At 51.3% G+C, this 22,130-nt stretch carries 20 protein-coding genes; 12 read left to right on the top strand and 8 right to left on the bottom strand.

All coding sequences use genetic code 11. The annotated features are described in order from the left end of the window. Positions 1 to 183 precede the first annotated feature (183 nt). The 5 genes from pnp (at position 184) to cptA (ending at position 7,796) form a co-directional block, all read left to right on the top strand. A complete protein-coding gene (pnp, locus tag A8F97_RS14905) occupies positions 184 to 2,304 on the top strand; it encodes a polyribonucleotide nucleotidyltransferase (RefSeq protein WP_014698739.1) in 2,121 nt (706 codons plus the stop codon). Between the two features lie 137 nt (positions 2,305 to 2,441). Continuing rightward, the gene (gene nlpI, locus A8F97_RS14900; protein ID WP_005971537.1) at positions 2,442 to 3,326 is read left to right on the top strand and encodes a lipoprotein NlpI; all 885 of its coding nucleotides are present in this window, start codon (positions 2,442 to 2,444) and stop codon (positions 3,324 to 3,326) included. 104 nt (positions 3,327 to 3,430) lie between these two features. Next, positions 3,431 to 3,508, top strand: a complete 78-nt coding sequence (gene yrbN / locus A8F97_RS25175) for a protein YrbN (protein ID WP_099092854.1) — start codon at positions 3,431 to 3,433, stop codon at positions 3,506 to 3,508. Continuing rightward, positions 3,501 to 5,399 carry a DEAD/DEAH family ATP-dependent RNA helicase gene (locus tag A8F97_RS14895; RefSeq protein WP_012822545.1) on the top strand — a complete coding sequence of 633 codons (1,899 nt, stop codon included), beginning with the start codon at positions 3,501 to 3,503 and terminating at the stop codon, positions 5,397 to 5,399. The genes yrbN and A8F97_RS14895 overlap by 8 nt, the downstream gene beginning before the upstream one ends. Before the next feature lie 678 nt (positions 5,400 to 6,077). Then, positions 6,078 to 7,796 (top strand): phosphoethanolamine transferase CptA, encoded by a 1,719-nt coding sequence (gene cptA / locus A8F97_RS14890; protein ID WP_033070896.1) that lies wholly within the window; start codon positions 6,078 to 6,080, stop codon positions 7,794 to 7,796. Positions 7,797 to 7,867: 71 nt separating this feature from the next. Here the strand turns inward: cptA and A8F97_RS14885 are convergent, their stop codons facing one another. The 3 genes from A8F97_RS14885 to ubiU form a co-directional block, all read right to left on the bottom strand. Then, a complete protein-coding gene (locus A8F97_RS14885; protein WP_033071941.1) occupies positions 7,868 to 8,875 on the bottom strand; it encodes a luciferase-like monooxygenase in 1,008 nt (335 codons plus the stop codon). A 288-nt stretch (positions 8,876 to 9,163) separates the two neighbouring features. Next, entirely contained in the window at positions 9,164 to 10,042 is an 879-nt protein-coding gene (locus A8F97_RS14880) for a U32 family peptidase (RefSeq protein ID WP_012822548.1), read from the bottom strand. Between the two features lie 11 nt (positions 10,043 to 10,053). Further along, positions 10,054 to 11,049 (bottom strand): ubiquinone anaerobic biosynthesis protein UbiU, encoded by a 996-nt coding sequence (gene ubiU / locus A8F97_RS14875; protein WP_033070897.1) that lies wholly within the window; start codon positions 11,047 to 11,049, stop codon positions 10,054 to 10,056. A 355-nt stretch (positions 11,050 to 11,404) separates the two neighbouring features. On the opposite strand from ubiU, the gene ubiT reads away from it, so the two are divergent. Both ubiT and A8F97_RS14865 read left to right on the top strand, forming a co-directional pair. Continuing rightward, complete coding sequence (gene ubiT, locus A8F97_RS14870; protein ID WP_025919813.1) at positions 11,405 to 11,929, top strand: ubiquinone anaerobic biosynthesis accessory factor UbiT; 525 nt, start codon at positions 11,405 to 11,407, stop codon at positions 11,927 to 11,929. Beyond that, positions 11,923 to 12,465 carry a GNAT family N-acetyltransferase gene (locus A8F97_RS14865; RefSeq protein ID WP_014698742.1) on the top strand — a complete coding sequence of 181 codons (543 nt, stop codon included), beginning with the start codon at positions 11,923 to 11,925 and terminating at the stop codon, positions 12,463 to 12,465. Before ubiT ends, A8F97_RS14865 begins: the two co-directional genes overlap by 7 nt. Here A8F97_RS14865 and A8F97_RS14860 read toward each other — a convergent pair. Together A8F97_RS14860 and A8F97_RS14855 are read right to left on the bottom strand one after the other, a co-directional pair. After that, positions 12,449 to 12,760, bottom strand: coding sequence for a GIY-YIG nuclease family protein (locus A8F97_RS14860; RefSeq protein ID WP_012822551.1), 312 nt, complete (start codon positions 12,758 to 12,760; stop codon positions 12,449 to 12,451). The two genes, A8F97_RS14865 and A8F97_RS14860, sit on opposite strands and share 17 nt — an antisense overlap. Positions 12,761 to 13,152: 392 nt before the next feature. After that, positions 13,153 to 13,362, bottom strand: a complete 210-nt coding sequence (locus A8F97_RS14855) for a hypothetical protein (RefSeq protein ID WP_033070898.1) — start codon at positions 13,360 to 13,362, stop codon at positions 13,153 to 13,155. Positions 13,363 to 13,480: 118 nt separating this feature from the next. Between A8F97_RS14855 and deoA the strand changes: the two genes are divergently transcribed. The 4 genes from deoA to A8F97_RS14835 all read left to right on the top strand — a co-directional run bounded on the left by deoA (position 13,481) and on the right by A8F97_RS14835 (position 19,328). Further along, positions 13,481 to 14,809 carry a thymidine phosphorylase gene (gene deoA / locus A8F97_RS14850; RefSeq protein ID WP_012822552.1) on the top strand — a complete coding sequence of 443 codons (1,329 nt, stop codon included), beginning with the start codon at positions 13,481 to 13,483 and terminating at the stop codon, positions 14,807 to 14,809. A gap of 89 nt (positions 14,810 to 14,898) precedes the next feature. Then, entirely contained in the window at positions 14,899 to 16,122 is a 1,224-nt protein-coding gene (gene deoB, locus A8F97_RS14845; protein WP_012822553.1) for a phosphopentomutase, read from the top strand. Between the two features lie 45 nt (positions 16,123 to 16,167). Next, positions 16,168 to 16,887 carry a purine-nucleoside phosphorylase gene (deoD, locus tag A8F97_RS14840; protein ID WP_005971563.1) on the top strand — a complete coding sequence of 240 codons (720 nt, stop codon included), beginning with the start codon at positions 16,168 to 16,170 and terminating at the stop codon, positions 16,885 to 16,887. Between the two features lie 164 nt (positions 16,888 to 17,051). Continuing rightward, a complete protein-coding gene (locus A8F97_RS14835) occupies positions 17,052 to 19,328 on the top strand; it encodes a TonB-dependent receptor (protein WP_033070899.1) in 2,277 nt (758 codons plus the stop codon). Positions 19,329 to 19,416: 88 nt separating this feature from the next. On the opposite strand, the gene A8F97_RS14830 is transcribed toward A8F97_RS14835, so the two are convergent. The 3 genes from A8F97_RS14830 to A8F97_RS14820 all read right to left on the bottom strand — a co-directional run bounded on the left by A8F97_RS14830 (position 19,417) and on the right by A8F97_RS14820 (position 20,924). After that, positions 19,417 to 19,896, bottom strand: coding sequence for a discoidin domain-containing protein (locus A8F97_RS14830; RefSeq protein WP_014698744.1), 480 nt, complete (start codon positions 19,894 to 19,896; stop codon positions 19,417 to 19,419). Between the two features lie 202 nt (positions 19,897 to 20,098). Beyond that, positions 20,099 to 20,542 carry a ribosomal protein S18-alanine N-acetyltransferase gene (gene rimI, locus A8F97_RS14825; protein WP_012822557.1) on the bottom strand — a complete coding sequence of 148 codons (444 nt, stop codon included), beginning with the start codon at positions 20,540 to 20,542 and terminating at the stop codon, positions 20,099 to 20,101. After that, complete coding sequence (locus A8F97_RS14820) at positions 20,493 to 20,924, bottom strand: DNA polymerase III subunit psi (protein ID WP_012822558.1); 432 nt, start codon at positions 20,922 to 20,924, stop codon at positions 20,493 to 20,495. Before A8F97_RS14820 ends, rimI begins: the two co-directional genes overlap by 50 nt. Before the next feature lie 159 nt (positions 20,925 to 21,083). On the opposite strand from A8F97_RS14820, the gene rsmC reads away from it, so the two are divergent. Continuing rightward, positions 21,084 to 22,127, top strand: a complete 1,044-nt coding sequence (rsmC, locus tag A8F97_RS14815; RefSeq protein WP_033070900.1) for a 16S rRNA (guanine(1207)-N(2))-methyltransferase RsmC — start codon at positions 21,084 to 21,086, stop codon at positions 22,125 to 22,127. Positions 22,128 to 22,130 lie beyond the last annotated feature (3 nt).

Here is a 22,130-nt window from a genome sequence, read left to right as displayed (position 1 = left end):
AGAGTAATGTATTGTTGTTAATAGGATCTTGCATTACAGAGGTTCGCGCGGCTAATGAGAGGCTTTATCTGCATAGGCAAGATAAGGGTTGTCATTAGTCGTGAGAATGTAGTGTAAAGGTCGGGAGTTCACTGGTGCGTTTATCTTGAATACGTGTAACGTGCCCCAGCTAAGGATATTATTTTGCTGAATCCGATCGTTCGTAAGTTTCAATATGGTCAGCATACCGTCACGTTAGAGACCGGTATGATGGCACGCCAGGCTACCGCCGCTGTAATGGTAAGCATGGATGACACTGCGGTATTCGTTACCGTTGTCGGCGCTAAAAATGCTAAACCAGGCCAAAGTTTCTTCCCGTTGACGGTTAACTATCAGGAGCGTACCTACGCTGCTGGACGTTTCCCCGGTGGTTTTTTCCGCCGTGAAGGTCGCCCAAGCGAAGGCGAAACGCTGATTTCTCGTCTGATTGACCGTCCGATTCGCCCTCTGTTCCCAGAAGGCTTCCTGAATGAAGTTCAGGTGATTGCCACTGTCGTTTCCGTTAACCCACAGGTTAACCCTGACATCGTTGCCATGATTGGTGCTTCTGCGGCGCTGAGCCTGTCTGGTATCCCGTTCAGCGGTCCTATCGGTGCAGCACGCGTCGGTTACCTGAACGACCAGTATGTCCTGAACCCAACGACAGATGAGCTGAAAGAAAGCCGTCTGGATCTGGTTGTTGCAGGTACACAAGGCGCAGTTCTGATGGTGGAATCAGAAGCTGAAGTGCTGAGTGAAGATCAGATGCTGGGTGCAGTCGTGTTTGGTCACGACCAACAGCAGATCGTTATCGAAAACATCAACTCACTGGTTGCAGAAGCGGGCAAACCGAAGTGGGAATGGCATGCGCCAGAAGTTAATGTTTCTTTAGAGCAACGTGTACAGGCTCTGTCTGAAGCACGTTTGGGTGACGCTTACCGTATCACCGAAAAACAAGAGCGTTATGCACAAGTTAACGTCATCAAAGCTGACGTTGTTGCTGCGCTGCAAGCCGAAGATGAAACGCTGAATGCTGGTGAGATCCAGGAAATTCTGGGCAACATCGAGAAAAATGTCGTGCGTAGCCGTGTACTGGCTGGCGAACCGCGTATCGATGGCCGTGAAAAAGACATGATTCGTGGTCTTGATGTGCGTACTGGTGTACTGCCACGTACCCACGGTTCTGCGTTGTTCACCCGTGGTGAAACGCAGGCGCTGGTCACTGCAACGTTGGGTACTGAGCGTGACGCGCAGACCATCGACGAACTGACCGGTGAACGTACCGATCGCTTCCTGCTACACTACAACTTCCCTCCGTACTCTGTCGGTGAAACCGGGATGGTTGGCTCGCCTAAGCGTCGTGAAATTGGTCACGGTCGTCTGGCTAAGCGCGGTGTGTTGGCTGTTATGCCGAAGGCGAACGAATTCCCGTACACCGTGCGTGTGGTCTCTGAAATTACGGAATCTAACGGTTCTTCTTCCATGGCGTCTGTCTGCGGTGCTTCTCTGGCACTGATGGATGCAGGTGTGCCGATCAAATCAGCCGTTGCGGGTATTGCGATGGGTCTGGTGAAAGAAGGCGACAACTTTGTTGTTCTGTCCGACATTCTGGGTGATGAAGATCACCTGGGCGATATGGACTTTAAAGTTGCTGGTAGTCGTGAAGGTATCACTGCGCTGCAGATGGATATCAAGATCGAAGGGATTACCCGTGAGATCATGCAGGTTGCTTTGAATCAAGCCAAGGGTGCGCGTTTGCACATTCTGGGTGTGATGGAGCAGGCAATCAGCACGCCGCGTGGCGATATCTCTGAATTCGCACCGCGTATTCACACCATCAAAATCAGTACCGATAAGATCAAAGATGTGATCGGTAAAGGTGGTTCTGTGATCCGTGCGCTGACGGAAGAGACTGGCACGACTATTGAAATTGAAGACGATGGTACTGTGAAGATCGCTTCAACTGACGGCGAAAAAGCGAAACACGCAATTCGTCGTATTGAAGAGATCACTGCCGAAATCGAAGTTGGCCGCGTGTATCAGGGTAAAGTGACTCGCATCGTTGACTTTGGTGCTTTCGTCGCTATTGGCGGTGGCAAAGAAGGCCTGGTGCATATTTCTCAGATCGCTGACAAGCGCGTAGAGAAAGTGACTGACTACCTGCAGATGGGTCAGGAAGTGCCGGTCAAGGTTCTGGAAGTTGATCGTCAGGGCCGCGTGCGCTTAAGCATCAAAGAAGCCAATGCACAAACTCAGGAAGCGGCAGCTCCGTCTTCTGAGGAATAACGACTGTTAGAAAACGGTCTTATGGCACCTTGCCTGATTATGGCAAGGTGCCGTGTATATCGTAAGGGTATGGATGTCCTTGCGTTGAGCGGTCCGGGACAGGATGTTCATCCAATGTTTGTCTTCGGGAGTGGGAAATGAAGCCTTTCTTGCGCTGGTGTTATGTTGCAACAGCACTCATGCTGGTAGGATGCAGCAACACGGATTGGCGTAAAGACGCAGTATTGGCGATTCCGTTACAGCCGACTTTGCAGCAGGAAGTGATCCTAGCACGCATGGAACAAATCCTTGCAAGCCGGGCATTAACCGATGATGAGCGAGCACAGCTATTATATGAGCGCGGAGTGCTGTATGATAGTCTCGGGTTACGGGCATTGGCGCGGAATGATTTTTCACAAGCGCTGACGATCCGCCCTGATATTCCAGAAGTTTTTAACTATTTGGGTATCTATTTAACGCAGGCAGGCAATTTTGATGCTGCCTATGAAGCGTTTGATTCTGTACTAGAGCTTGATCCAACTTACAATTACGCGCGTTTAAACCGTGGCATCGCTTTGTATTATGGCGGTCGCTATCTGTTAGCGCAGGATGATCTGCTGGCGTTTTATCGAGACGATCCGAATGATCCTTTCCGTTCGTTGTGGCTGTATCTTGTGGAGCGAGAAATCAATCCAGAGGCGGCCAAAATTGCGTTGAAGAAACGCTATGACGACGTAAAGAAAGGGCCTTGGGGATGGAATATTGTCGAATTCTACCTGGGTAGTATCAGTGAAAAAACACTGATGCAGCGGTTACAGGAAGAAGCTACGAATAACACTTCGCTCGCTGAGCATCTCAGTGAAACTGACTTCTATTTAGGTAAGCACTACCTAAGTCTGGGGGACAAGAACACCGCCTTGGCGCTGTTCAAGCTGACGGTTGCCAACAATGTCCATAACTTTGTTGAGCACCGCTATGCATTGTTGGAATTGGCGCTATTAGGCCAAGAGCAAGACGACCTATCAGGATCGGACCAGCAATAGCTGACGAACACGTAATCAGCCTGAAAAACCTCGGTTATCACCTTCACGGGTGAGGGCTTTTTTGTTCGCTTTTTAATCCAATTTGAGCCGGTTCACACTTTTCAATGAAAATGACTGAAAATTTTCACGACGAGTTATGTAGACTGGCCGCCATATTTAATGAGGCACGTGTACATGACTGATTTATCTACTTCTTTTTCCGATTTAGGGCTGTCTGCTCCTATTATTAATGCCCTGACCGATCTGGGTTATGAAAAACCATCGCCGATTCAGGCTGAATGTATTCCTCACCTGCTGAACGGTCGCGATGTGCTGGGTATGGCACAGACCGGCAGCGGTAAAACTGCGGCTTTTGCTCTGCCATTACTCAATAATTTAAAGCCTGAGTTAAAAGCACCGCAGATGCTGGTGTTGGCTCCAACCCGTGAACTGGCTGTTCAGGTTGCTGAAGCCTGTAATGATTTTGCCAAACATATGCACGGCGTTAATGTTGTTGCCCTGTACGGCGGCCAGCGTTATGACGTTCAACTGCGCGCTTTGCGTGGTGGGGCACAGATCGTTGTTGGTACTCCTGGCCGTCTGCTGGACCACCTGAAACGCGGTACGCTGGATCTGTCCAACCTGAGTGGTTTGGTACTGGACGAAGCAGATGAAATGCTGCGTATGGGCTTCATCGAAGATGTTGAAAACATCATGGCTCAGATCCCTGCTACGCATCAGACTGCGCTGTTCTCTGCAACTATGCCGGAAGCGATTCGCCGTATTACGCGCCGTTTCATGAAAGATCCGCAGGAAGTTCGCATCCAATCAAGCGTGACTACGCGTCCAGACATCAGCCAGAGCTACTGGACGGTGCAGGGTATGCGTAAAAATGAAGCATTGGTACGTTTCCTGGAAGCAGAAGATTTTGATGCGGCGATTATTTTCGTTCGTACCAAGAACGCAACGCTGGAAGTGGCAGAAGCGCTGGAACGCAGCGGTTACAACAGTGCCGCGCTGAATGGTGACATGAACCAGGCGCTGCGTGAGCAAACGCTGGAGCGTCTGAAAGATGGTCGTCTGGATATCCTGATTGCGACCGATGTTGCAGCACGTGGTCTGGACGTTGAGCGTATCAGTCTGGTAGTGAACTACGATATTCCGATGGATGCCGAGTCTTACGTCCACCGTATTGGTCGTACTGGTCGTGCAGGTCGTGCAGGTCGTGCACTGCTGTTTGTAGAAAACCGCGAGCGTCGCCTGTTGCGCAACGTTGAACGTACAATGAAGCTGACAATTCCTGAAGTGGAATTGCCAAATGCGGAATTACTGGGACAACGTCGCTTGGCTAAGTTTGCCGCTAAAGTACAGCAGCAACTGGAAAGCAGCGATCTGGACATGTACCGCGCGCTGTTGACGAAACTGCAACCGCAGGAAGAGCTGGATATCGAAACGCTGGCTGCCGCGCTGTTGAAAATGGCACAGGGAGAACGTCCTCTGATTCTGCCGCCAGATCCAGCATTCCGTCCTCGCCGCGAATTCCGCGATCGTGATGAGTCTCGTAGTGATTCACGTGGCGATCGTCGCCGCGATCCGCGTGATTCTCGCGAAAGCCGTGACGGTGACCGTCCACAGCGTCGTGAACGTCGTGAGTCGGGTGAGATGGAACTGTATCGTATCGAAGTGGGTCGTGATGACGGTGTTGAAGTTCGCCACATTGTTGGTGCTATCGCCAACGAAGGGGATATCAGCAGCCGCTACATCGGTAACATCAAGCTGTTCGGTTCCCACTCCACGATCGAGCTGCCAAAAGGTATGCCGGGCGACCTGTTATCACACTTTACCCGCACGCGTATTCTGAACAAACCAATGAATATGCAATTGCTGGGTGATGCAGTAGCACAGCCTGAACGTCGTGGCGGTAACCGTCCTGCTGGTGCGGGTGGCGAACGTCGTGATGGCGCAGCGCCACGTCGCTCTTTCGGCGGTGGTGAACGCCGTGAAAGTAACGGTAATGGCGGTGAGCGTCGCGAACGTTCTTTCAATCGTGATGCAGCCCCACGTGCTCCACGCCGTCGTCCCGCTGACGCGTAAGCATATTGTTACAACAGGAAATAAAATATCGTTGTCGAGATATTTAGTAGCTTGACCTTTTCTGTTATAAAAACGACCCACTAGTGGGTAATGCCGATCAGTTAACGATCGCTTGGACGATCCGGCTATTGTGCAAAAATCCGTAATCTCACAGGGATTACGGATTTTTTTATGCTACTTAGCCAGGTCCTTGATACTGTCCATAAATTCACTTCGAAAGAATTTTCTGCTTTTCCGACCTTCTGTCGCTTGAACTGATTGATGAATGCCTTATGGACACGGCGTCGTTACTATTCATAAACGTCGCCTGCTAATGGAGATGATGGTTTGAGCTGTCACCGGGATGACATTGTTCCTCTCGCTTTCCAAGAGCCAGCTCGTTTCTCATCTCGATATCCGAGAGCAATAAAAAAAGGTAGCCGTAACGCTAGGCGTTACGGCTACCTTCAAAAGCTTAACTGACAAGTATTACCCACTAGTGGGTCGTTTTTTTGCTGTAAAATATCTTTTTTGTTCTTAAGTTATTATTAATGATGTCAGTGTATTATTGATTAAATTTAATGAAGGAGTGGCGTAGGTTTTACCCAGCCTGGGCAATGATAATTCTTATATGGCAACCTCGTTGCTGAATTATTTGAAACATCTAATCAATATGTTTTTATTTAAGGGGTTATTTAAGTGGTTGAATTTTCAAAAAATAAAAATTTTAGTTGGGGCGCGCTCATTTTCTTATTGCTCTTTTTATGGTCTTTTTCTTGCGCACTGCAATTATGGATTGTATTAAGTGGACACAGTGGGACTACGGGGTTACGAGACTCCCTAATATATAGTCTACTTTGGTTGGTTCCTTTGCTTTTCTTTCCTCAGTATACGCGCAGGATTGCTGCTGTTTTAGGTATCGTGCTATGGGTGCCTTCCGCGATCGCTATCTGTTATTACTCAATCTATAAACAGGAATTTTCGCAGAGTGTCCTGTTTGTTATTTTTGAATCTAACACAACAGAAGCCACAGAGTTCCTGAGTCAGTATTTCAATTTGAAGATGATTGCTGTGTTAGTTGCTTATACGGCAATTGTTTTTCTACTGTGGAAAAAATTACGTCCTGTTTATGTCACTACCGTAGCCAAAATCGTGACATCGTTGCTGATTTTTTCAGTATTGTTTGCCGTACCTGTATATAAGAAATTATTTACTCAGAAGATATCTATCGAGGATACTGCGGGCTACATTGCAGGTCGCATGGCGACTACCGCCCCTTGGCAATTTCTATCCAGCTATATTGAGTACCAACAGCAGTTAGAAAGCATGACTGAGATGCTACAGCAGAATGCTGCTCTCCCTCCGTTGGAGAATCTAAAAGACGTAAATGGTGATACACCACGCACCTTAGTACTGGTTATTGGTGAGTCAACAACAAGTAGTCGTATGAGCCTTTATGGCTATTCTCGCCCGACAACGCCTCGCTTGGATGCATTGCATAAGACTGATCCGAATCTCATTGTGTTCAATGATGTCGTGACATCCCGGCCTTATACTATCGAAATCCTGCAACAGTCCTTGACCTTCGCGGACGAACAAAATCCGGATTTATATCTCAGTAAACCTTCAATGATGAATATGATGAAGCAAGCGGGATATAAAACGTTTTGGATCACCAATCAGCAGACGATGACTAAGCGTAATACCATGTTAACGGTGTTTTCGCAGCAAACGGACAAACAGTTTTATTTGAATAACCAACGCACACAAAGTGTAAGACAATATGACGATGTCGTATTATCTCCTTTTCAAGAAGTGCTTGCGGATCCTGCTTCGAAGAAATTTATTGTCGTTCATTTATTGGGAACACATATGAACTACAAATACCGTTACCCAGATGATTTTGACAAATTCAATGGCCGTGATGGTACGCCTACAGGTCTGACCGACGGTGAAGTCGAAGTGTATAATCATTATGATAATGCAGAGTTATATAACGATTACATTGTCGATACACTGATTAAAACATTTGAAAAAAGTAAGCCTAATGGTTTTCTTGTCTATTTCTCCGATCATGGTGAAGACGTTTATGAAACACCGCCTCATAATGTGTTAGGGCGTAACGAAGCGGCTCCGACACGTGCAATGTACACTATTCCATTTATGGTTTGGATGTCACCGGAATGGCGTAAAAGCCATACTACCGACTACTCTAAGTATGTTGATCGTAAGTACAGCAATGCGCATCTTATCCATACTTGGTCCGACTTGTCTGGGTTAAGCTACAATATTTTTGAGCCTGAAAAAAGTGTAGTAAACCCAGATTTCAAAGAGGCGGAACGTTGGATTGGGAACCCTTATGATAAGAAAGGCTTGAGAACATTTGATAGCCTACCTGCGACCGTCGATGGGAAATAATCCATAATTAGCTAATATTTCTAAGCAAAACGTCCGGTGAAAGCCGGACGTTTTGTTTTTACAGCGTTTCATTACAGCGTCTGCCGTACATCCATCGCGATTTCAAAAGATCGCAGTCGTGCCTGACGGTCAAAAATTTGACCATTGATCATCACTTCATCCGCCTGCGTTTCACGCAAAAGACTCTGCAGTCCATGACGTATCTTTGTGCGATCGCCGACAATTGACAATCGCAGGGCTTGCTCCGCGCCAAACTGTTCGACAGGAGACCCAACCGTATCGATGTTTTCTACCGGCGCGGGTAACGGGCCCGGAGTGCCACGGCGCAGGTTGATGAACTGTTGCTGCATCGAGGTGAAGAGGAAGCGTGCATCACGGTCACTATCTGCTGCAACCACATTGATGCAAACCATTGCATAAGGCTTAGCATGGGTGGCTGAAGGAATGAAGTTCTCTCGGTACAGGCGGAATGCCTCCAGCAGCATATCGGGGGCGAAATGGGCTGCGAAGGCGAAAGGTAAGCCTAGTCTTGCCGCTAGTTGCGCGCTGTACAAGCTCGATCCCAATAGCCAAATCGGAACGTGTAGACCTTGTCCGGGGACGGCCTGCACCGCCTGACCCGGCTGCGCATTGGCGAAATAGCGCTGTAGTTCCTGCACATCGCGTGGGAAATCGTCGATATCGGCATTAAGGTGACGGCGAAGCGCCATCATGGTGCGTTGATCGGTGCCGGGCGCGCGACCTAATCCCAAATCGATACGGCCGGGATACAGCGATTCCAATGTACCGAACTGCTCGGCGATGACGAGCGGCGAGTGGTTCGGCAGCATCACACCGCCGGAGCCGAGGCGGATACGCTGCGTTCCCGAGGCAAGGTAGCCGAGCAGCACCGACGTTGCCGCACTGGCGATACCGGTCATGCTGTGGTGTTCCGCCAGCCAATAGCGGTGATAGCCCCATTTTTCTGTATGTTGCGCCAGATCCAGCGAACGGTGGAAGGCGTCACGCGCTGTCGCGCCTTGCGGAATCGGTGCAAGATCGAGGACGGAAAACACGGCGGATTGAGAAGGTGTGGACATAATATGGCTCACTTTGTTGTTCACTGACTCCACCTTGTCGGTAGATGCTAACGCTGTCAGTCAATGATGAAAGTCAGAGCAGTATGAGGGAATGTCGCAGCACTGCGTAATTCAAAAGGTGCGTTTATATTCGTCATACTTCAAGTTGCATGTGCGTTGGCTGCGCGTAGTCACCCGAATCACTTACTTGAGTAAGCTCATCGGGATGCCCTCGCTTGCCGTCTGCCTGAAACTCGAATTATTTAGAATAGGAGGAAAAGGGCGGTTGCCCGCCCTGACAGGAATGCGTTATTGAACGAGCTCAAGGCCAGCGACGCGACGCCAATAGCCGTTGCAATCAGCCTGATTTTCCAGTGTTAATGGTGCATTGCCTTGTTCGTTGGCACGAAATTTATCCAGCATGGCTGGCGTGGTGATGTCGTTTGGAGAAAGTCGGACAACATCGACCAGATCCTGCATTGATGTCAGTTCGTTGCCGAGGTTGTAGCAATAGCCGCTTTGCGTCTGGATGCCGTTGAGGACAAAGACTTGCTGATTTTCCTGCGACAGCATTTTTCTGCCTTGCGGGTAGCTAAGGCAGCAGGTTTCACATTCGTCTTTCGGCCGATCTTCTGAACGGGCGGTGAAGCAGCGTGCGGAATAGGCTAACGGCAGATGGCCGTAGCTGAGCACTTCCACTTCAAACTGATGGCGAAAGCCAAGCTCTTCACATTGGTTCAGCAGGTTCTGTAGCCAATCACGGGATAGTTCGACCGGCATGCACCAGCGCACCATGCCTTGTTTATACAGCACCCGTAGGGTGTACGCGTTATAGCAATTGAGCGCGTGTCCAGCGACAAAAGGCAATCCACGTTCGGCGGCGATGTTGACTGCACCCAGATCGTTTGCTTCCAGTAAAAATTCGCCATTTTCCACATAGCGCCGAAGTTCCGTTAGTTCAGACGGAGCTTGTAATAGCGCCAGCGTCGAGATGACCACCTGTTTACCGCTGTTGGCGACCTCGCGGGCAACGTTGAACCAGTCGGCCACCTTCATCAAACGGCGTTTGCTGCATACTGTTTCACCGAGATAAACGATGTCGGCGCTGCTGTTTACCGTGGCTTGATAAAACGCCTCAACATCCTCTTTCGGCCAATAGTAGAGGATATTCCCTAATGCGTATTTCATGTGTCCTCCTGCTACTGCCATTTACGGTGATACGCGCCGAGCGTGGTCTGCGTGCCTTCTGCCACTGCACCTAACGCATCCATCCAGGCTTGCGTGGGTACAAATGTCTCAGGATTGGCACGGCAGCGATCGATAGCCTGTCGCCATACTTGTGTTATTTGGCTGACGTAGGCTGGGCTGCGTTGGCGGCCCTCTATCTTCACGGAAGCAATATTGGCCGCCATCAGTTCAGGCAGAAGCTCCAGTGTGTTCAGGCTGGTGGGTTCTTCCAGCGCATGGTAGCGCTGCCCATCGACCAAATAGCGGCCTTTACATAATGTAGGATAACCAGCGTTTTCATCGTCCTGATAGCGGTCGATCAGGATATTGTTCAGACGCGATTCCATGCCGTTTTCCGTCTGCTGCCAGCGTACAAACTGCGCGGGCGAGCAGGCACCCACGGTATTGGGTGATTCACCCGTCAGATAGGAAGAGAGATAGCAGCGACCTTCCGCCATGATGCACAGGCTACCGAAGGCAAAAACTTCGAGCGGCACTGGGCTGGTGCGGGCGATTTGCTTCACCTGATGAATGGACAGCACGCGCGGTAGCACGATGCGTGAGACATCGAAATGGCGATGGTAGAAACGAATCGCTTCGGTGTTTGTCGCGGAAGCCTGCACTGATACGTGGCGTTCGATGTTGGGATAGCGTTCGGCAGCATATTCCAACATGGCGAGATCGGCGAGGATCAACACATCGGCACCGATCTGCGCGGCCATATCCACGGCACGCTGCCAGCGTTGATAGCCATCTGGATGAGCAAACGTATTGATAGCGATATGCAGCTTACGCCGATGGCGGTGCACGTACTCGCGCGCTTCCTGTAGTTTTTTATCGGTAAAATTCAGCCCGGCAAAATGACGTGCATTGGTGTCATCTTTCAGGCCGATATAGACCGCATCCGCGCCATTATCGATGGCAGCTTTCAGTGCTGGCAGGTTACCAGCGGGGCAAAGCAGTTCCATACACAATCCTTCATTAATCCCGTCGGGGCCGTAGCTGCTCGGTACGATCAATGATGTTCAGACTGATACCGCTTTTATGACGGGCGTTTTGCCAGCCACTTTGCGGGTCGTCGTAAGCGATTATTTATCAGTCGATGAATGTTGTTAACGATTGGGAATATTAATTAACCCATCAGGTAAGGACTTTGATTTAAGGCAGTTTATGGTGCTAATCGTCGCGCAAGGACAAAATCTGTTGGGCATAATTGGATAAGCGACTAAATTATTGACATAGACCTCTGCCGCTTGCGGTGGATGTGGCAAAATGTTTGCAGATTATCTGAACAGTCAGATTGCTTTAAAGAGGAGTATGCCAGTGTTGGAAAAACTACGAGCGCAGATTGTGCGTCAGGGGCCGAGCTTGTTAGGTAAGCCACTCAAGTTCACTCCCTTTGCGCTACAGCGTCAGGTTTTGGAACAGATGTTGGGCTGGCAGTTCCGTCAGGCGCTGGAAGAGGGCGATCTGACATTTCTCGAAAGCCGCTGGCTGAAAATTGAGGTGCGTGATGTCGGGTTGCAGTGGTTTATGACGCTGCGTGAAGGTCGTCTGGTGGTAAGTCACGATGAGACGCCGGATGTTAGCTTCAGTGCGGATGCAAACGATCTGATTTTGATCGCGGCGCGTAAAGAAGATCCAGACTCGCTGTTTTTCCAACGTCGTCTGCGCATTGAGGGCGACACCGAGTTAGGTTTGTATGTGAAGAACCTGATGGATGCTATTGAACTGGAAGCTATGCCTGCGCCGCTGCGTATTGGTCTGCTACAATTGGCGAACTTTGTTGAAGCCGGGTTACAGGAGGGCGTGGTGCAAGCAACGGATCACGCGCCAGTATCATGCTAGTCCGGGTGGAAATTCCCGTTGATGCCGCAGGGATCGACAGCTTATTGCGCCGTTCTTTTCCTACGGGTGCAGAAGCCGATCTGGTGCATCAACTGCGAGAAGACGGCTTATTGACGCTTGGCGTCGTAGCAACCGACGATGAAGGTGGCGTGGTGGGTTACGCCGCATTCAGCCCAGTACTGATCGAAGGTGAGGATCGGCAGTGGGTGGCGCTTGCGCCGTTGGCGGTAGACGACAGCCTGCGCCGACAAGGCGTGGGGGAGAAACTGGTCTACGAAGGGCTGGATGCGCTGAATGAGTTTGGCTACACCGCCGTCGTTGTGTTGGGTGAGCCTGCGTACTACTCTCGCTTTGGTTTCGTTCCGGCTACAGAGCACCAGTTGCATTGCCGCTGGCCGGACAGCGAATCGACTTTCCAGGTCTACCCACTGGCGGACAATCAGGTTGCCGGTGAAGAGTCGTCTGAAGGCGAAAGTGGATTTGAAGATGCAAGCGGTTTGGTTGAATATGCTGAGCCGTTTAGCCGCTTTCTCTAACCGATAGCGTATCAATACAAATCGTCTGAGGCTGGTCTTGTACCAGCCTTTCTTTTTGTTTTTTGCTCAACTGTTTAATGCGATATTCCAGTTTGAGTGCATTTGAACGATCGCCCACCAGACAGTGAAACACCAGCGTCAGCCCCCCTTTCCCTCGTAGCGCTTTTGCCCCTTTTCCTGCTTGATGCTGGTTCAGACGGCGGCCAACATCCGTCGTGATACCGGTGTACAGCGCCCCGTTGACCGTGCGTAACATGTACAGATACCAGCGAGAATGTTCGGCGTGTTCGGTCATGGCGTTGTCTGTGGTTTCTCGGAAACAGGACTGTTGGCGGTCAGTTTAGGGCGCTTATGTTGCTGCGTGAAGTAGCACATTGCTGCTGTTGTTGACAGATTGCAACCTTCCGCAGGGAAATAATTTTCCTACGGATTTTCCCTGTGTCTAGGGAGAAGCCGCTATGCTTACTCTGTGAGCTGAACCAGAGGTTTCGTGCGGTCTTTATCCGCCTGTCACGCAGGTGTTATGGCGTTTTCATATATTCACCTGAGGAATTCTCTCAATGGGACAGTTTGTGTGATTAAAATCACATATAATTATTATTCATTGCATTTATCTTACATCAAGTGTGAATAAGTGCACAAAATAGTCAGGCGCTGCGTGTTCAAATATCTGAGATGTTCGCGTGCCTATATCGTTTCTTCCCGTATTGTTTTTTCGGTGTTGAAGTCATCGCAGGATGAAGAGTAGAGGAAGGCTGATTGCAGTGAGAAGGCGTTCGGTGTCGCTACAGGTTGTATCTCCTGAGCGCTATCTTCAAGGAACCACGTCCACTCGGCTGCGGGCATTGTCCGAACACGCAGCTTCTGCTCAGCAGAGCCGCGACTCATTATGCGCATACGGCGCACGATTTATGCGTGATGGCATGTTGTTCATGACAGCATGAGTTCACGACTGCAAATGTGCTCGTGGCAGCAGGCTGCTGAGCCATATCAGAATTCATCAGGAGTACAGACCTTGTTTCTGATTCAAGAAATTATTCGTAAGAAGCGAGATGGAAAAGCGCTGAGTGAAGAAGAGATCCGCTTTTTTATCAACGGTATTCGTGACAACACCGTCTCTGAAGGCCAGATCGCCGCTCTCGCGATGACCATTTATTTTCACGACATGTCGATGGACGAGCGGGTGGCGCTGACGTTGGCGATGCGTGATTCTGGCACGGTGCTGGACTGGAAGAGCCTGAACCTGAACGGCCCGCTGGTGGACAAACACTCTACCGGTGGCGTGGGCGATGTGACCTCGCTGATGCTAGGGCCAATGGTCGCCGCCTGTGGGGGGTATGTCCCGATGATCTCTGGACGCGGCTTAGGGCATACCGGTGGCACGTTAGATAAGCTAGAAGCGATACCTGGACTGGATATTTTTCCGAACGATGACCATTTTCGGCGCATCATCCAGCAGGTTGGCGTCGCGATTATTGGGCAGACCTCATCGCTGGCTCCGGCGGATAAACGCTTTTACGCCACGCGTGACATTACCGCCACTGTTGATTCGATCCCATTGATCACCGCGTCGATTCTGGCGAAAAAATTGGCCGAAGGACTGGATGCGTTAGTGATGGACGTCAAAGTCGGCTCCGGGGCGTTTATGCCGACCTATGAACTGTCCGAACAACTGGCGCAGGCGATTGTAGGCGTGGCGAATAATGCGGGATGTCGCACCAGCGCCTTGCTGACGGACATGAATCAGGTGCTGGCCTCCAGCGCGGGGAATGCGCTGGAAGTGCGAGAAGCCGTGCGCTTCCTGGCGGGAGAGCACCGTAATCCGCGTCTGTATGATGTTACTATGGCGTTATGTAGCGAGATGCTGCTAGCGGGCGGGCTGGCAAGCTCGGCGGACGACGCACATTCACGTTTGCAGGCGGTGTTGGATAACGGCAAAGCCGCCGATGTCTTTGGCCGCATGGTTGCTGCACAGCGTGGACCGGGGGATTTTGTCGAACACTACGATCGCTACCTGCCGGTGGCGACGTTAAGTAAGCCGGTGTTCGCAGCGCGTGAAGGCATTGTGACCGCGATGGATACCCGTGCGTTGGGAATGGCAGTCGTATCGCTGGGCGGCGGACGCCGTCAGGCCACAGATACGATCGATTACAGTGTCGGTCTGGATAGCATGATTAGTTTGGGTGAGCGCGTTGACGCACAGCGACCGCTGGCGGTGATCCACGCCAATACAGAAGCGCAATGGCAGCAGGCGGCGAATGAAGTCCGAGCCGCGATCCAACTGGGCGACACGGCGCCGGAAAAGACCCCGATGGTTTATCGTCGGGTGAGTACGGAAGCGTGATTGCGCAGGGTTGGTGATAGGTTGTCTTGAATTGATTTTCCCCTGCCTACAGGTGGGGCGTTAGCGCATCGCTGCGCAGGAGAGAAAGAATGAAACGTGTACATATTATGATTCTCGACTCGTTTGGCATTGGCAGCAGTGCTGATGCAGAACGCTTTGGTGATGTAGGTTCGGATACGCTGGGCCATATTGCTCAGGCGTGTGCGGCGGGAACGGCGAATAAAGGGCGCAGCGGTACGCTGCATTTGCCAAACCTGAGCCGTCTGGGTCTGGGGAAAGCCGCTGAAGCCTCAACGGGAACCTTTCCGGCAGGGCTGGATGAAAACGCAGAAATTATCGGTGCTTACGCGCACGCCAGTGAAATTTCTTCGGGTAAAGATACGCCGTCTGGTCACTGGGAAATTGCTGGTGTACCTGTCCTATTCGATTGGGGCTATTTTAAAGATGAAGAAAACAGTTTTCCGCAGGAACTGTTGGATAAACTGGTAAAACGCGCCAACCTGCCGGGCTATCTGGGCAACTGCCACTCTTCTGGTACGGTGATTCTGGATCAGTTGGCTGAAGAACACATGAAAACCGGTAAGCCGATTTTCTACACCTCTGCGGATTCTGTGTTTCAGATCGCCTGTCATGAAGAGACGTTCGGTTTGGATAAGCTGTATGAGCTGTGTGAGATTGCCCGCGAAGAGCTGACCGAAGGGGGTTACAACATCGGGCGCGTGATTGCGCGTCCGTTTATCGGTGACAAACCCGGTAACTTCGAGCGTACTGGCAACCGTCACGACCTGGCCGTTGAACCGCCAGCGCCGACCATCCTGAAAAAGCTGGTGGATGAAAAAGGCGGTGAAGTGGTTTCTGTCGGTAAAATTGCGGATATCTACGCGCAGGTTGGTATCACGAAGAAAGTGAAGGCTACCGGCATTGATGCGCTGTTTGACGCCACGCTGAAAGAGATGGATAGCGCGGGCGACAACACGATCGTGTTTACCAACTTTGTTGATTTCGACTCCGCCTACGGTCACCGCCGCGATATTCCGGGCTATGCGGCCGCGTTGGAGTTGTTCGATCGCCGTTTGCCTGAGTTGATGTCCCGCGTGAAAGGCGATGACATCCTGATTCTGACGGCCGACCACGGCTGTGACCCGAGCTGGCACGGCACCGATCATACCCGCGAAAACGTACCGGTGTTGATCTATGGGCCGAAAGTGAAGCCGGGCTCATACGGTCACCGTAAAACCTTCGCCGATATCGGGCAGACGGTTGCGGCCTACTTTGGCCTGTCGCCTATGGACTACGGCAAATCGATACTGTAAAACACGTCATTTTTACGTGAACTTGATTAATTAAGGAATAAACGCATGGCTACGCCACATATTAATGCAGAAATGGGTGATTTCGCGGACGTTGTACTGATGCCGGGCGATCCGCTGCGTGCTAAGTATATTGCAGAAACCTTTCTGGAAAATGCCCGCGAAGTGAATAACGTGCGTGGCATGTTGGGGTTCACTGGCACCTATAAAGGCCGTAAAATTTCGGTGATGGGTCACGGTATGGGCATTCCATCCTGCTCGATCTATGCGAAAGAACTGATCACTGAATTCGGCGTGAAGAAGATCATTCGTGTGGGTTCCTGCGGTGCGGTACGTGAAGATGTCAAACTGCGCGACGTGGTGATCGGCATGGGTGCTTGTACGGATTCCAAAGTGAACCGCATGCGTTTCAAAGATCACGACTATGCAGCGATTGCCGATTTCGACATGGTGCGTAATGCCGTTGATGCGGCTAAAGCACGCGATGTGTCTGTACGCGTAGGTAACATTTTCTCCGCCGATCTGTTCTACACGCCAGACCCGCAGATGTTCGATGTGATGGAAAAATACGGCATTCTGGGTGTGGAAATGGAAGCGGCCGGTATCTATGGTGTCGCGGCAGAGTTCGGTGCGAAAGCGCTGGCAATCTGTACCGTTTCTGACCACATTCGTACTGGTGCACAAACCACGTCAGAAGAGCGTCAGACCACGTTCAATGAAATGATCGAGATCGCGCTGGAATCCGTTCTGCTGGGCGATAACGAGTAATATCACTGTGACACCCGGCGAGAACAGCCTGGCTGGGTGTTATTTCCTTAATGCGTTCACCTTTAATATACCCCTTCTGAGCATTTACGCCGCTTGCAAAAAAAATCGATAGTCGCATAATTAACAAAGATAATAATTATCATTTCTATTCAATCGGAAAAAATATGCTTGAGTCATTAATATCATCACGCCCATCCTTGCGTGCCGGGCTTCGTTCGCCAAATTTGCTGGCGTTGTTTATTGGTTCCATATGCAGCGGCATGGCCATGCCGCTGTTGGCTGCACAGCAGCCAACAGCGATACAAGCGGCTGATTCAGCGAAAGCATCGGAAGTTACTGATGGTAAGGATACGATTACCGTTGTCGCGAAACCGGAAGATAGCTTCCGTGCGGGAGGAGATCAGTTGGTGCCCGCCTATCTGGATGGTCAGATTGCCAACGGTGGGCGCGTAGGGTTTCTGGGGCAACAAAACGCGCGTGATGTGCCGTTTAATGTCGTCAGCTATACCAGCAAAATGATTGAATCGCAGCAGGCACAAACCCTGGGCGATGTGGTCAAGAACGATGCATCTGTGCAGAGCGTGCGTGGCTATGGCAACTTTGCTGAAGCCTACCGTATTCGCGGCTTCAAACTGGATGGTGATGATATCACTATGGGCGGCCTGTTCGGCGTGATGCCGCGTCAAATTGTTTCCACCAATATGATTGACCGGGTTGAGATCCTGAAGGGTTCCAACGCGTTCCTCAACGGTGTTTCAGCCGGTGGTAGCGGCGTCGGCGGTTCGGTGAATGTTGAACCGAAACATGCCGATGACGAGCCACTGGCACGCGCCACTCTGGACTACACCTCGTCCTCACAGGTCGGGGGCGCACTCGATATTGGGCGGCGCTTCGGCGACGATAACCGGTTTGGTGTGCGAGTCAACCTGTTGCACCGTGAAGGTGAAGCCGCGATTAAGGATCAACGTGAACGGGTCTCGCTGGCCGCCGTTGGATTGGATTATCGTGGCGATCGTTTGCGTACCTCGTTGGATGCGGGTTACCAACACCAATATCTTCACGGCGGCCGTCTGGGTATCAACGTGTCGCAAACCGGGCTACAAGCCATCCCTGAGCCGCCAGCCAATACGCATAACTACAGCCAGCGCTGGGTCTATACCGATATGAAATCTCGCTTTGGGATGCTGCGTGGTGAGTACGATCTGGATAATCAGTGGACGCTCTATTCTGGTATCGGCATGAGCAACACCGAAGAATTAGGGAATTACAGCACGCCGAAATTGGCCGCGGTCGGTGACGGTAGTGCCACGCTGGGGCGCTTAAGTACGGCATATATCGCTCAAAATACCTCCTCGTTGGCGGGTATTCGCGGCAATTTCGACACTGGTCCGGTCAAACATGAAGTCAACTTAGGCTATTCGGGCATCCATACCAAGGCTAAAGTAGCGTACACCATGTCTAAGTATGACTACGCCTCGGATATCTATAATACCCCGGTAGTGGATTTCCCAGCGACCACCAGTCGTGGGGGAGATATGGACTCACCGAAAATACGCAACCGCATGCAAAACTGGGGGCTGGCGCTATCGGATACGCTCTCGGTGTTGGATGACAACGTGCGTTTTACCGCTGGGCTGCGTCGTCAGGAGATCTTGATACGCAATTATGAATACACAGGCATTGAGAGCAGCACGGGCGGGCGTTTTGATCGCACCAAAGTGAGCCCAGTCTACGGTATCGTAGTGAAACCTTGGGAACACGTTTCGCTCTATGCCAACCATATTGAGGCGTTACAGCCTGGCACGAAAACCTCGTCAGCGGAAGCATTGAACCGTGGGCAGATATCAGGTATCTACGTCGCTAAGCAAAATGAAGTTGGCATCAAAGTTGATTATCAGCGCGTGGGAGGTTCACTGGCGTTGTATGAGATCACGCGAGCAAATGGCTTTATTGATCCTGTGACAAAACTCTATGGTCTAAACGGTGAACAGCGGAATCGCGGCGTGGAGCTGAATGTATTTGGTGAGCCGATGTTTGGCTTGCGCCTTAACGGCAGCGCCACCTTGTTGGATGCCACCCTAACCAAAACGCGTGCAGGGGCTAATGATGGCAATGATGTGGTGGGCACACCCGGCTACCAATTGGTGTTTGGTAGTGAATATGATGTGTCTGCGGTAGAAGGATTGACGCTTTCTGGCACTGTTCTGCGCTACGGCTCGCAATACGCCAACGAAGCCAATACGCTAAAACTGAAACCTTGGACGCGTCTGGACCTGGGGGTACGTTATAGCACACCGATGAACGATCACACCTTAGTGTGGCGCGCTAACGTTGAGAACGTCACCAATGAGAAATATTGGGCATCCGTTGATGATACTGGTACATACGTGACGCAGGGCGATCCGCGTTCACTGAAGCTATCTATGTCAATTGACTTCTAACGTTAGTAACCGTTTCTATTAGGCACGTACAGAAAACCCACCTCAGGTGGGTTTTCGCGTGTTTGGCGGGTCGAAATTTTTGGAAGGGTTACTTGATCGCCTGAGCCGGAACCTGTGCCGCGCTGTTAAAGCTGATCTCGTTGATGGCGCTCCATTTGTTCACATCGGTGCCAAACGTATCCAGCTTGAAGAATTTCGCTTTCACCGCAGGGAAGGTGAATTTTTCACCGTCTTTGGCGTTGTTGGAGGTGACCAGATTATCAGCCAGCTTTTTCCAGATTTTACCGTCGGTAGAGTAGGAGACAGAGAACTTCAGTTTGCGCTCGTCTGCCTTGAAAGGAACCAGAACAAAGTTCTCAACGGATTGTTCTTTATCCAGTTCTAACTGAACCCAGCTCTCACCATTTGCTGCCCAGCGCGTTTTTACGTCACCATCGGCAATGTTGGCAGGTTTGTGGCCCTTGTCTGAATCGTATGCGGAGGCTGTAACCGCCGTGACTTGTACCGCGTAAGCGGAAAGAGAGAATAAGCCGCACAGGAGCGTCGTAGCCAGAGTGTATTTTTTCATATTATTCCTCGTAGATAACGGATAAACCATGGCATGCCTGCAAACCAGAAACATGAAATGGAACCTTATTGTGATAAAAAAGAAACGAGGTTTTATTTATGGCGATCACGTTGCAGGAATTTTTCTGTCAGGAAAAAAAGCAGAGCGGGACGGGGCGCACATTATGGCACCCGTCTTGCCGTGAGGAGTATAGATAAAGAGGTTAGCCGAGCGGCAGTGCCATAAGAATGGCGTCTTCCCGGCCTTGTGTCGTGGGGTAATAATCGCGGCGCACGGAGACTTCGTTAAATCCCAGACTTTCATACAGCGCGATGGCTCGTGCGTTTGACTCGCGCACTTCCAGCCACAGCGTCAAAATACCGCGCCGCTCCATCTCATCGATCAGGTGTTCCAGCAGTTGGCGACCAAAGCCCTGACGTTGATGGTCAGGATGCACGGCGATATTGAATAGCGTCGCCTCATCCAGTACCACTTGCGTGATGGCGTAAGCGGCAAGCTGCCCGTCATGGCTCAGTTTCAGGTTGAAATAACGTTCACCCTGATTACTGACAAATGTTTTTTCCGTCCAGGGAAAAGCGTGGCTGGCTTGCTCAATTTTAAAGGCTTGTGCCAGATCGGCTGGCGTCAGAGAAGATATCGTGTTCATGTTCACAGATCTGTTGCCATAACGCCCGTTTGGCGTCGGCATTTTGGTGAAGTTCGGAAAGCAAGGGGCTGGAAAGCTGAATGCCCTGTAGCGCAATGGGGTCGTTGATGCCCAACCGCCAACTGTGGCAATGTGCGTTGGCGGGCAACATCTCTATCTGCTGCGGCGTCAGCCGATAAGCTTGGGCAGAAGTAAGCGCAAGACTGTGCAGAACGTCGGCCAGCAGCGGCTCATCATCAGCCAGCGGCTCGGCGGAGACGATCACCAGACGCACCTGATCGGGTAGACTGACGGCGATTTCGCCTTGCAGCACCGTCGGGCGACGCAGCGTCCACTGCGTAATCCCCAGTTGCTGTAGCAGCCTGTCACGTCTTGATTCCATGCGTTATCCTGTCTGGCGTGCGAGAAAATGATTCGTGCCTATGCTAACAAACCCCGTCGGACTGCGCCAACGTCGGCGCGGTTATTTCCTCTCCACTCTGCAACTTCGAGGCCGAAGCGTATATAATCCCCCGTTCAATGATTAAGGAGCCGTAGCCTGATGTCCGCATTAACCCCCGCCAGTGAAGTCATACTGCGCCATAGTGACGAATTTCTTTCACGCCGAGTTCTGTTTGCCGGTGATTTGCAGGATACCCTGCCCGCACAATTTGAGGCGGCGTCGGTACGTGTCCATTGCAACCAATATCACCACTGGCAACAGATGGTGAAGCCACTTGGGGATAACGCTCAATACGGTCTGGTCGCGGATGTGGCGCTGGTGGCGGATAGCGACACGCTGATTTATTACTGGCCGAAGAGCAAACAGGAAGCGGAATTCCAACTGCGTAATCTGCTGTCTTTGCTGCCAGTCGGCGCGGAGATCTTCGTGGTTGGAGAAAACCGCAGCGGCGTGCGCAGCGCCGAACCCGTGTTGTCTGGTTTCGTTGAACTGGTAAAAATCGATAGCGCGCGTCGCTGTGGGCTTTATCACGGTCGGATTGATAAGCAGGCCAGCTTCACGCTGGATGACTGGTGGGACGAGTATGTGACAGAAGGCGTTACTGTTAAAACGCTTCCGGGCGTCTTCAGTCGTGATGGCTTAGATCCGGGTAGCCGACTGCTGCTGTCTACGTTTGAACCGCATATGAAAGGCAAAGTGCTGGATATCGCCTGCGGTGCGGGCGTGCTGGCATCGGTACTGGCGAAACAGTCGCCGAAAATTCGCCTGACGCTGAGCGATGTCAGCGCTGCAGCGGTGGAGTCCGGCAAAGCTACGCTAGCGGCGAATGAGTTGGAAGGCGCGGTGATTGCGAGTAATGTCTATTCAGATATCGACGGTCGCTTCGATGTGATCGTATCTAATCCGCCGTTCCATGATGGCTTGCAGACGAGCCTGCAAGCCGCGGAAATGTTGATTCGTGGCGCGGTGACCCATTTACCGATTGGTGGACAGTTGCGCATTGTCGCTAATGCCTTCCTGCCTTATCCGGCGCTGTTAGATGCTGCGTTTGGTAGCCACGAAGTGCTGGCGCAAACCGGACGCTTCAAGGTGTATCAGGCCACCGTGGGTCGTCCGCCGCGTACCGGTAAAGGCCGTCGGTAAAAA

Origin of the sequence: Pectobacterium parmentieri (assembly GCF_001742145.1) — a bacterium.
GTDB lineage: Bacteria > Pseudomonadota > Gammaproteobacteria > Enterobacterales > Enterobacteriaceae > Pectobacterium > Pectobacterium parmentieri.
This window is presented reverse-complemented; position numbering and strand designations above follow the sequence as displayed.

What these genes read in the sequence shown, in the direction of transcription:
- A8F97_RS14885 (WP_033071941.1), bottom strand. Translation starts at nt 8,875, where the DNA reads ATGTCCACACCTTCTCAATCCGCCGTGTTTTCCGTCCTCGATCTTGCA.
- A8F97_RS14880 (WP_012822548.1), bottom strand. Translation starts at nt 10,042, where the DNA reads ATGAAATACGCATTAGGGAATATCCTCTACTATTGGCCGAAAGAGGAT.
- A8F97_RS14865 (WP_014698742.1), top strand. Translation starts at nt 11,923, where the DNA reads ATGCTAGTCCGGGTGGAAATTCCCGTTGATGCCGCAGGGATCGACAGC.
- A8F97_RS14895 (WP_012822545.1), top strand. Translation starts at nt 3,501, where the DNA reads ATGACTGATTTATCTACTTCTTTTTCCGATTTAGGGCTGTCTGCTCCT.
- A8F97_RS14820 (WP_012822558.1), bottom strand. Translation starts at nt 20,924, where the DNA reads ATGGAATCAAGACGTGACAGGCTGCTACAGCAACTGGGGATTACGCAG.
- rimI (WP_012822557.1), bottom strand. Translation starts at nt 20,542, where the DNA reads ATGAACACGATATCTTCTCTGACGCCAGCCGATCTGGCACAAGCCTTT.
- nlpI (WP_005971537.1), top strand. Translation starts at nt 2,442, where the DNA reads ATGAAGCCTTTCTTGCGCTGGTGTTATGTTGCAACAGCACTCATGCTG.
- deoB (WP_012822553.1), top strand. Translation starts at nt 14,899, where the DNA reads ATGAAACGTGTACATATTATGATTCTCGACTCGTTTGGCATTGGCAGC.
- rsmC (WP_033070900.1), top strand. Translation starts at nt 21,084, where the DNA reads ATGTCCGCATTAACCCCCGCCAGTGAAGTCATACTGCGCCATAGTGAC.
- A8F97_RS14835 (WP_033070899.1), top strand. Translation starts at nt 17,052, where the DNA reads ATGCTTGAGTCATTAATATCATCACGCCCATCCTTGCGTGCCGGGCTT.
- A8F97_RS14855 (WP_033070898.1), bottom strand. Translation starts at nt 13,362, where the DNA reads ATGCGCATAATGAGTCGCGGCTCTGCTGAGCAGAAGCTGCGTGTTCGG.
- yrbN (WP_099092854.1), top strand. Translation starts at nt 3,431, where the DNA reads ATGAAAATGACTGAAAATTTTCACGACGAGTTATGTAGACTGGCCGCC.
- A8F97_RS14860 (WP_012822551.1), bottom strand. Translation starts at nt 12,760, where the DNA reads ATGACCGAACACGCCGAACATTCTCGCTGGTATCTGTACATGTTACGC.
- ubiU (WP_033070897.1), bottom strand. Translation starts at nt 11,049, where the DNA reads ATGGAACTGCTTTGCCCCGCTGGTAACCTGCCAGCACTGAAAGCTGCC.
- A8F97_RS14830 (WP_014698744.1), bottom strand. Translation starts at nt 19,896, where the DNA reads ATGAAAAAATACACTCTGGCTACGACGCTCCTGTGCGGCTTATTCTCT.
- deoD (WP_005971563.1), top strand. Translation starts at nt 16,168, where the DNA reads ATGGCTACGCCACATATTAATGCAGAAATGGGTGATTTCGCGGACGTT.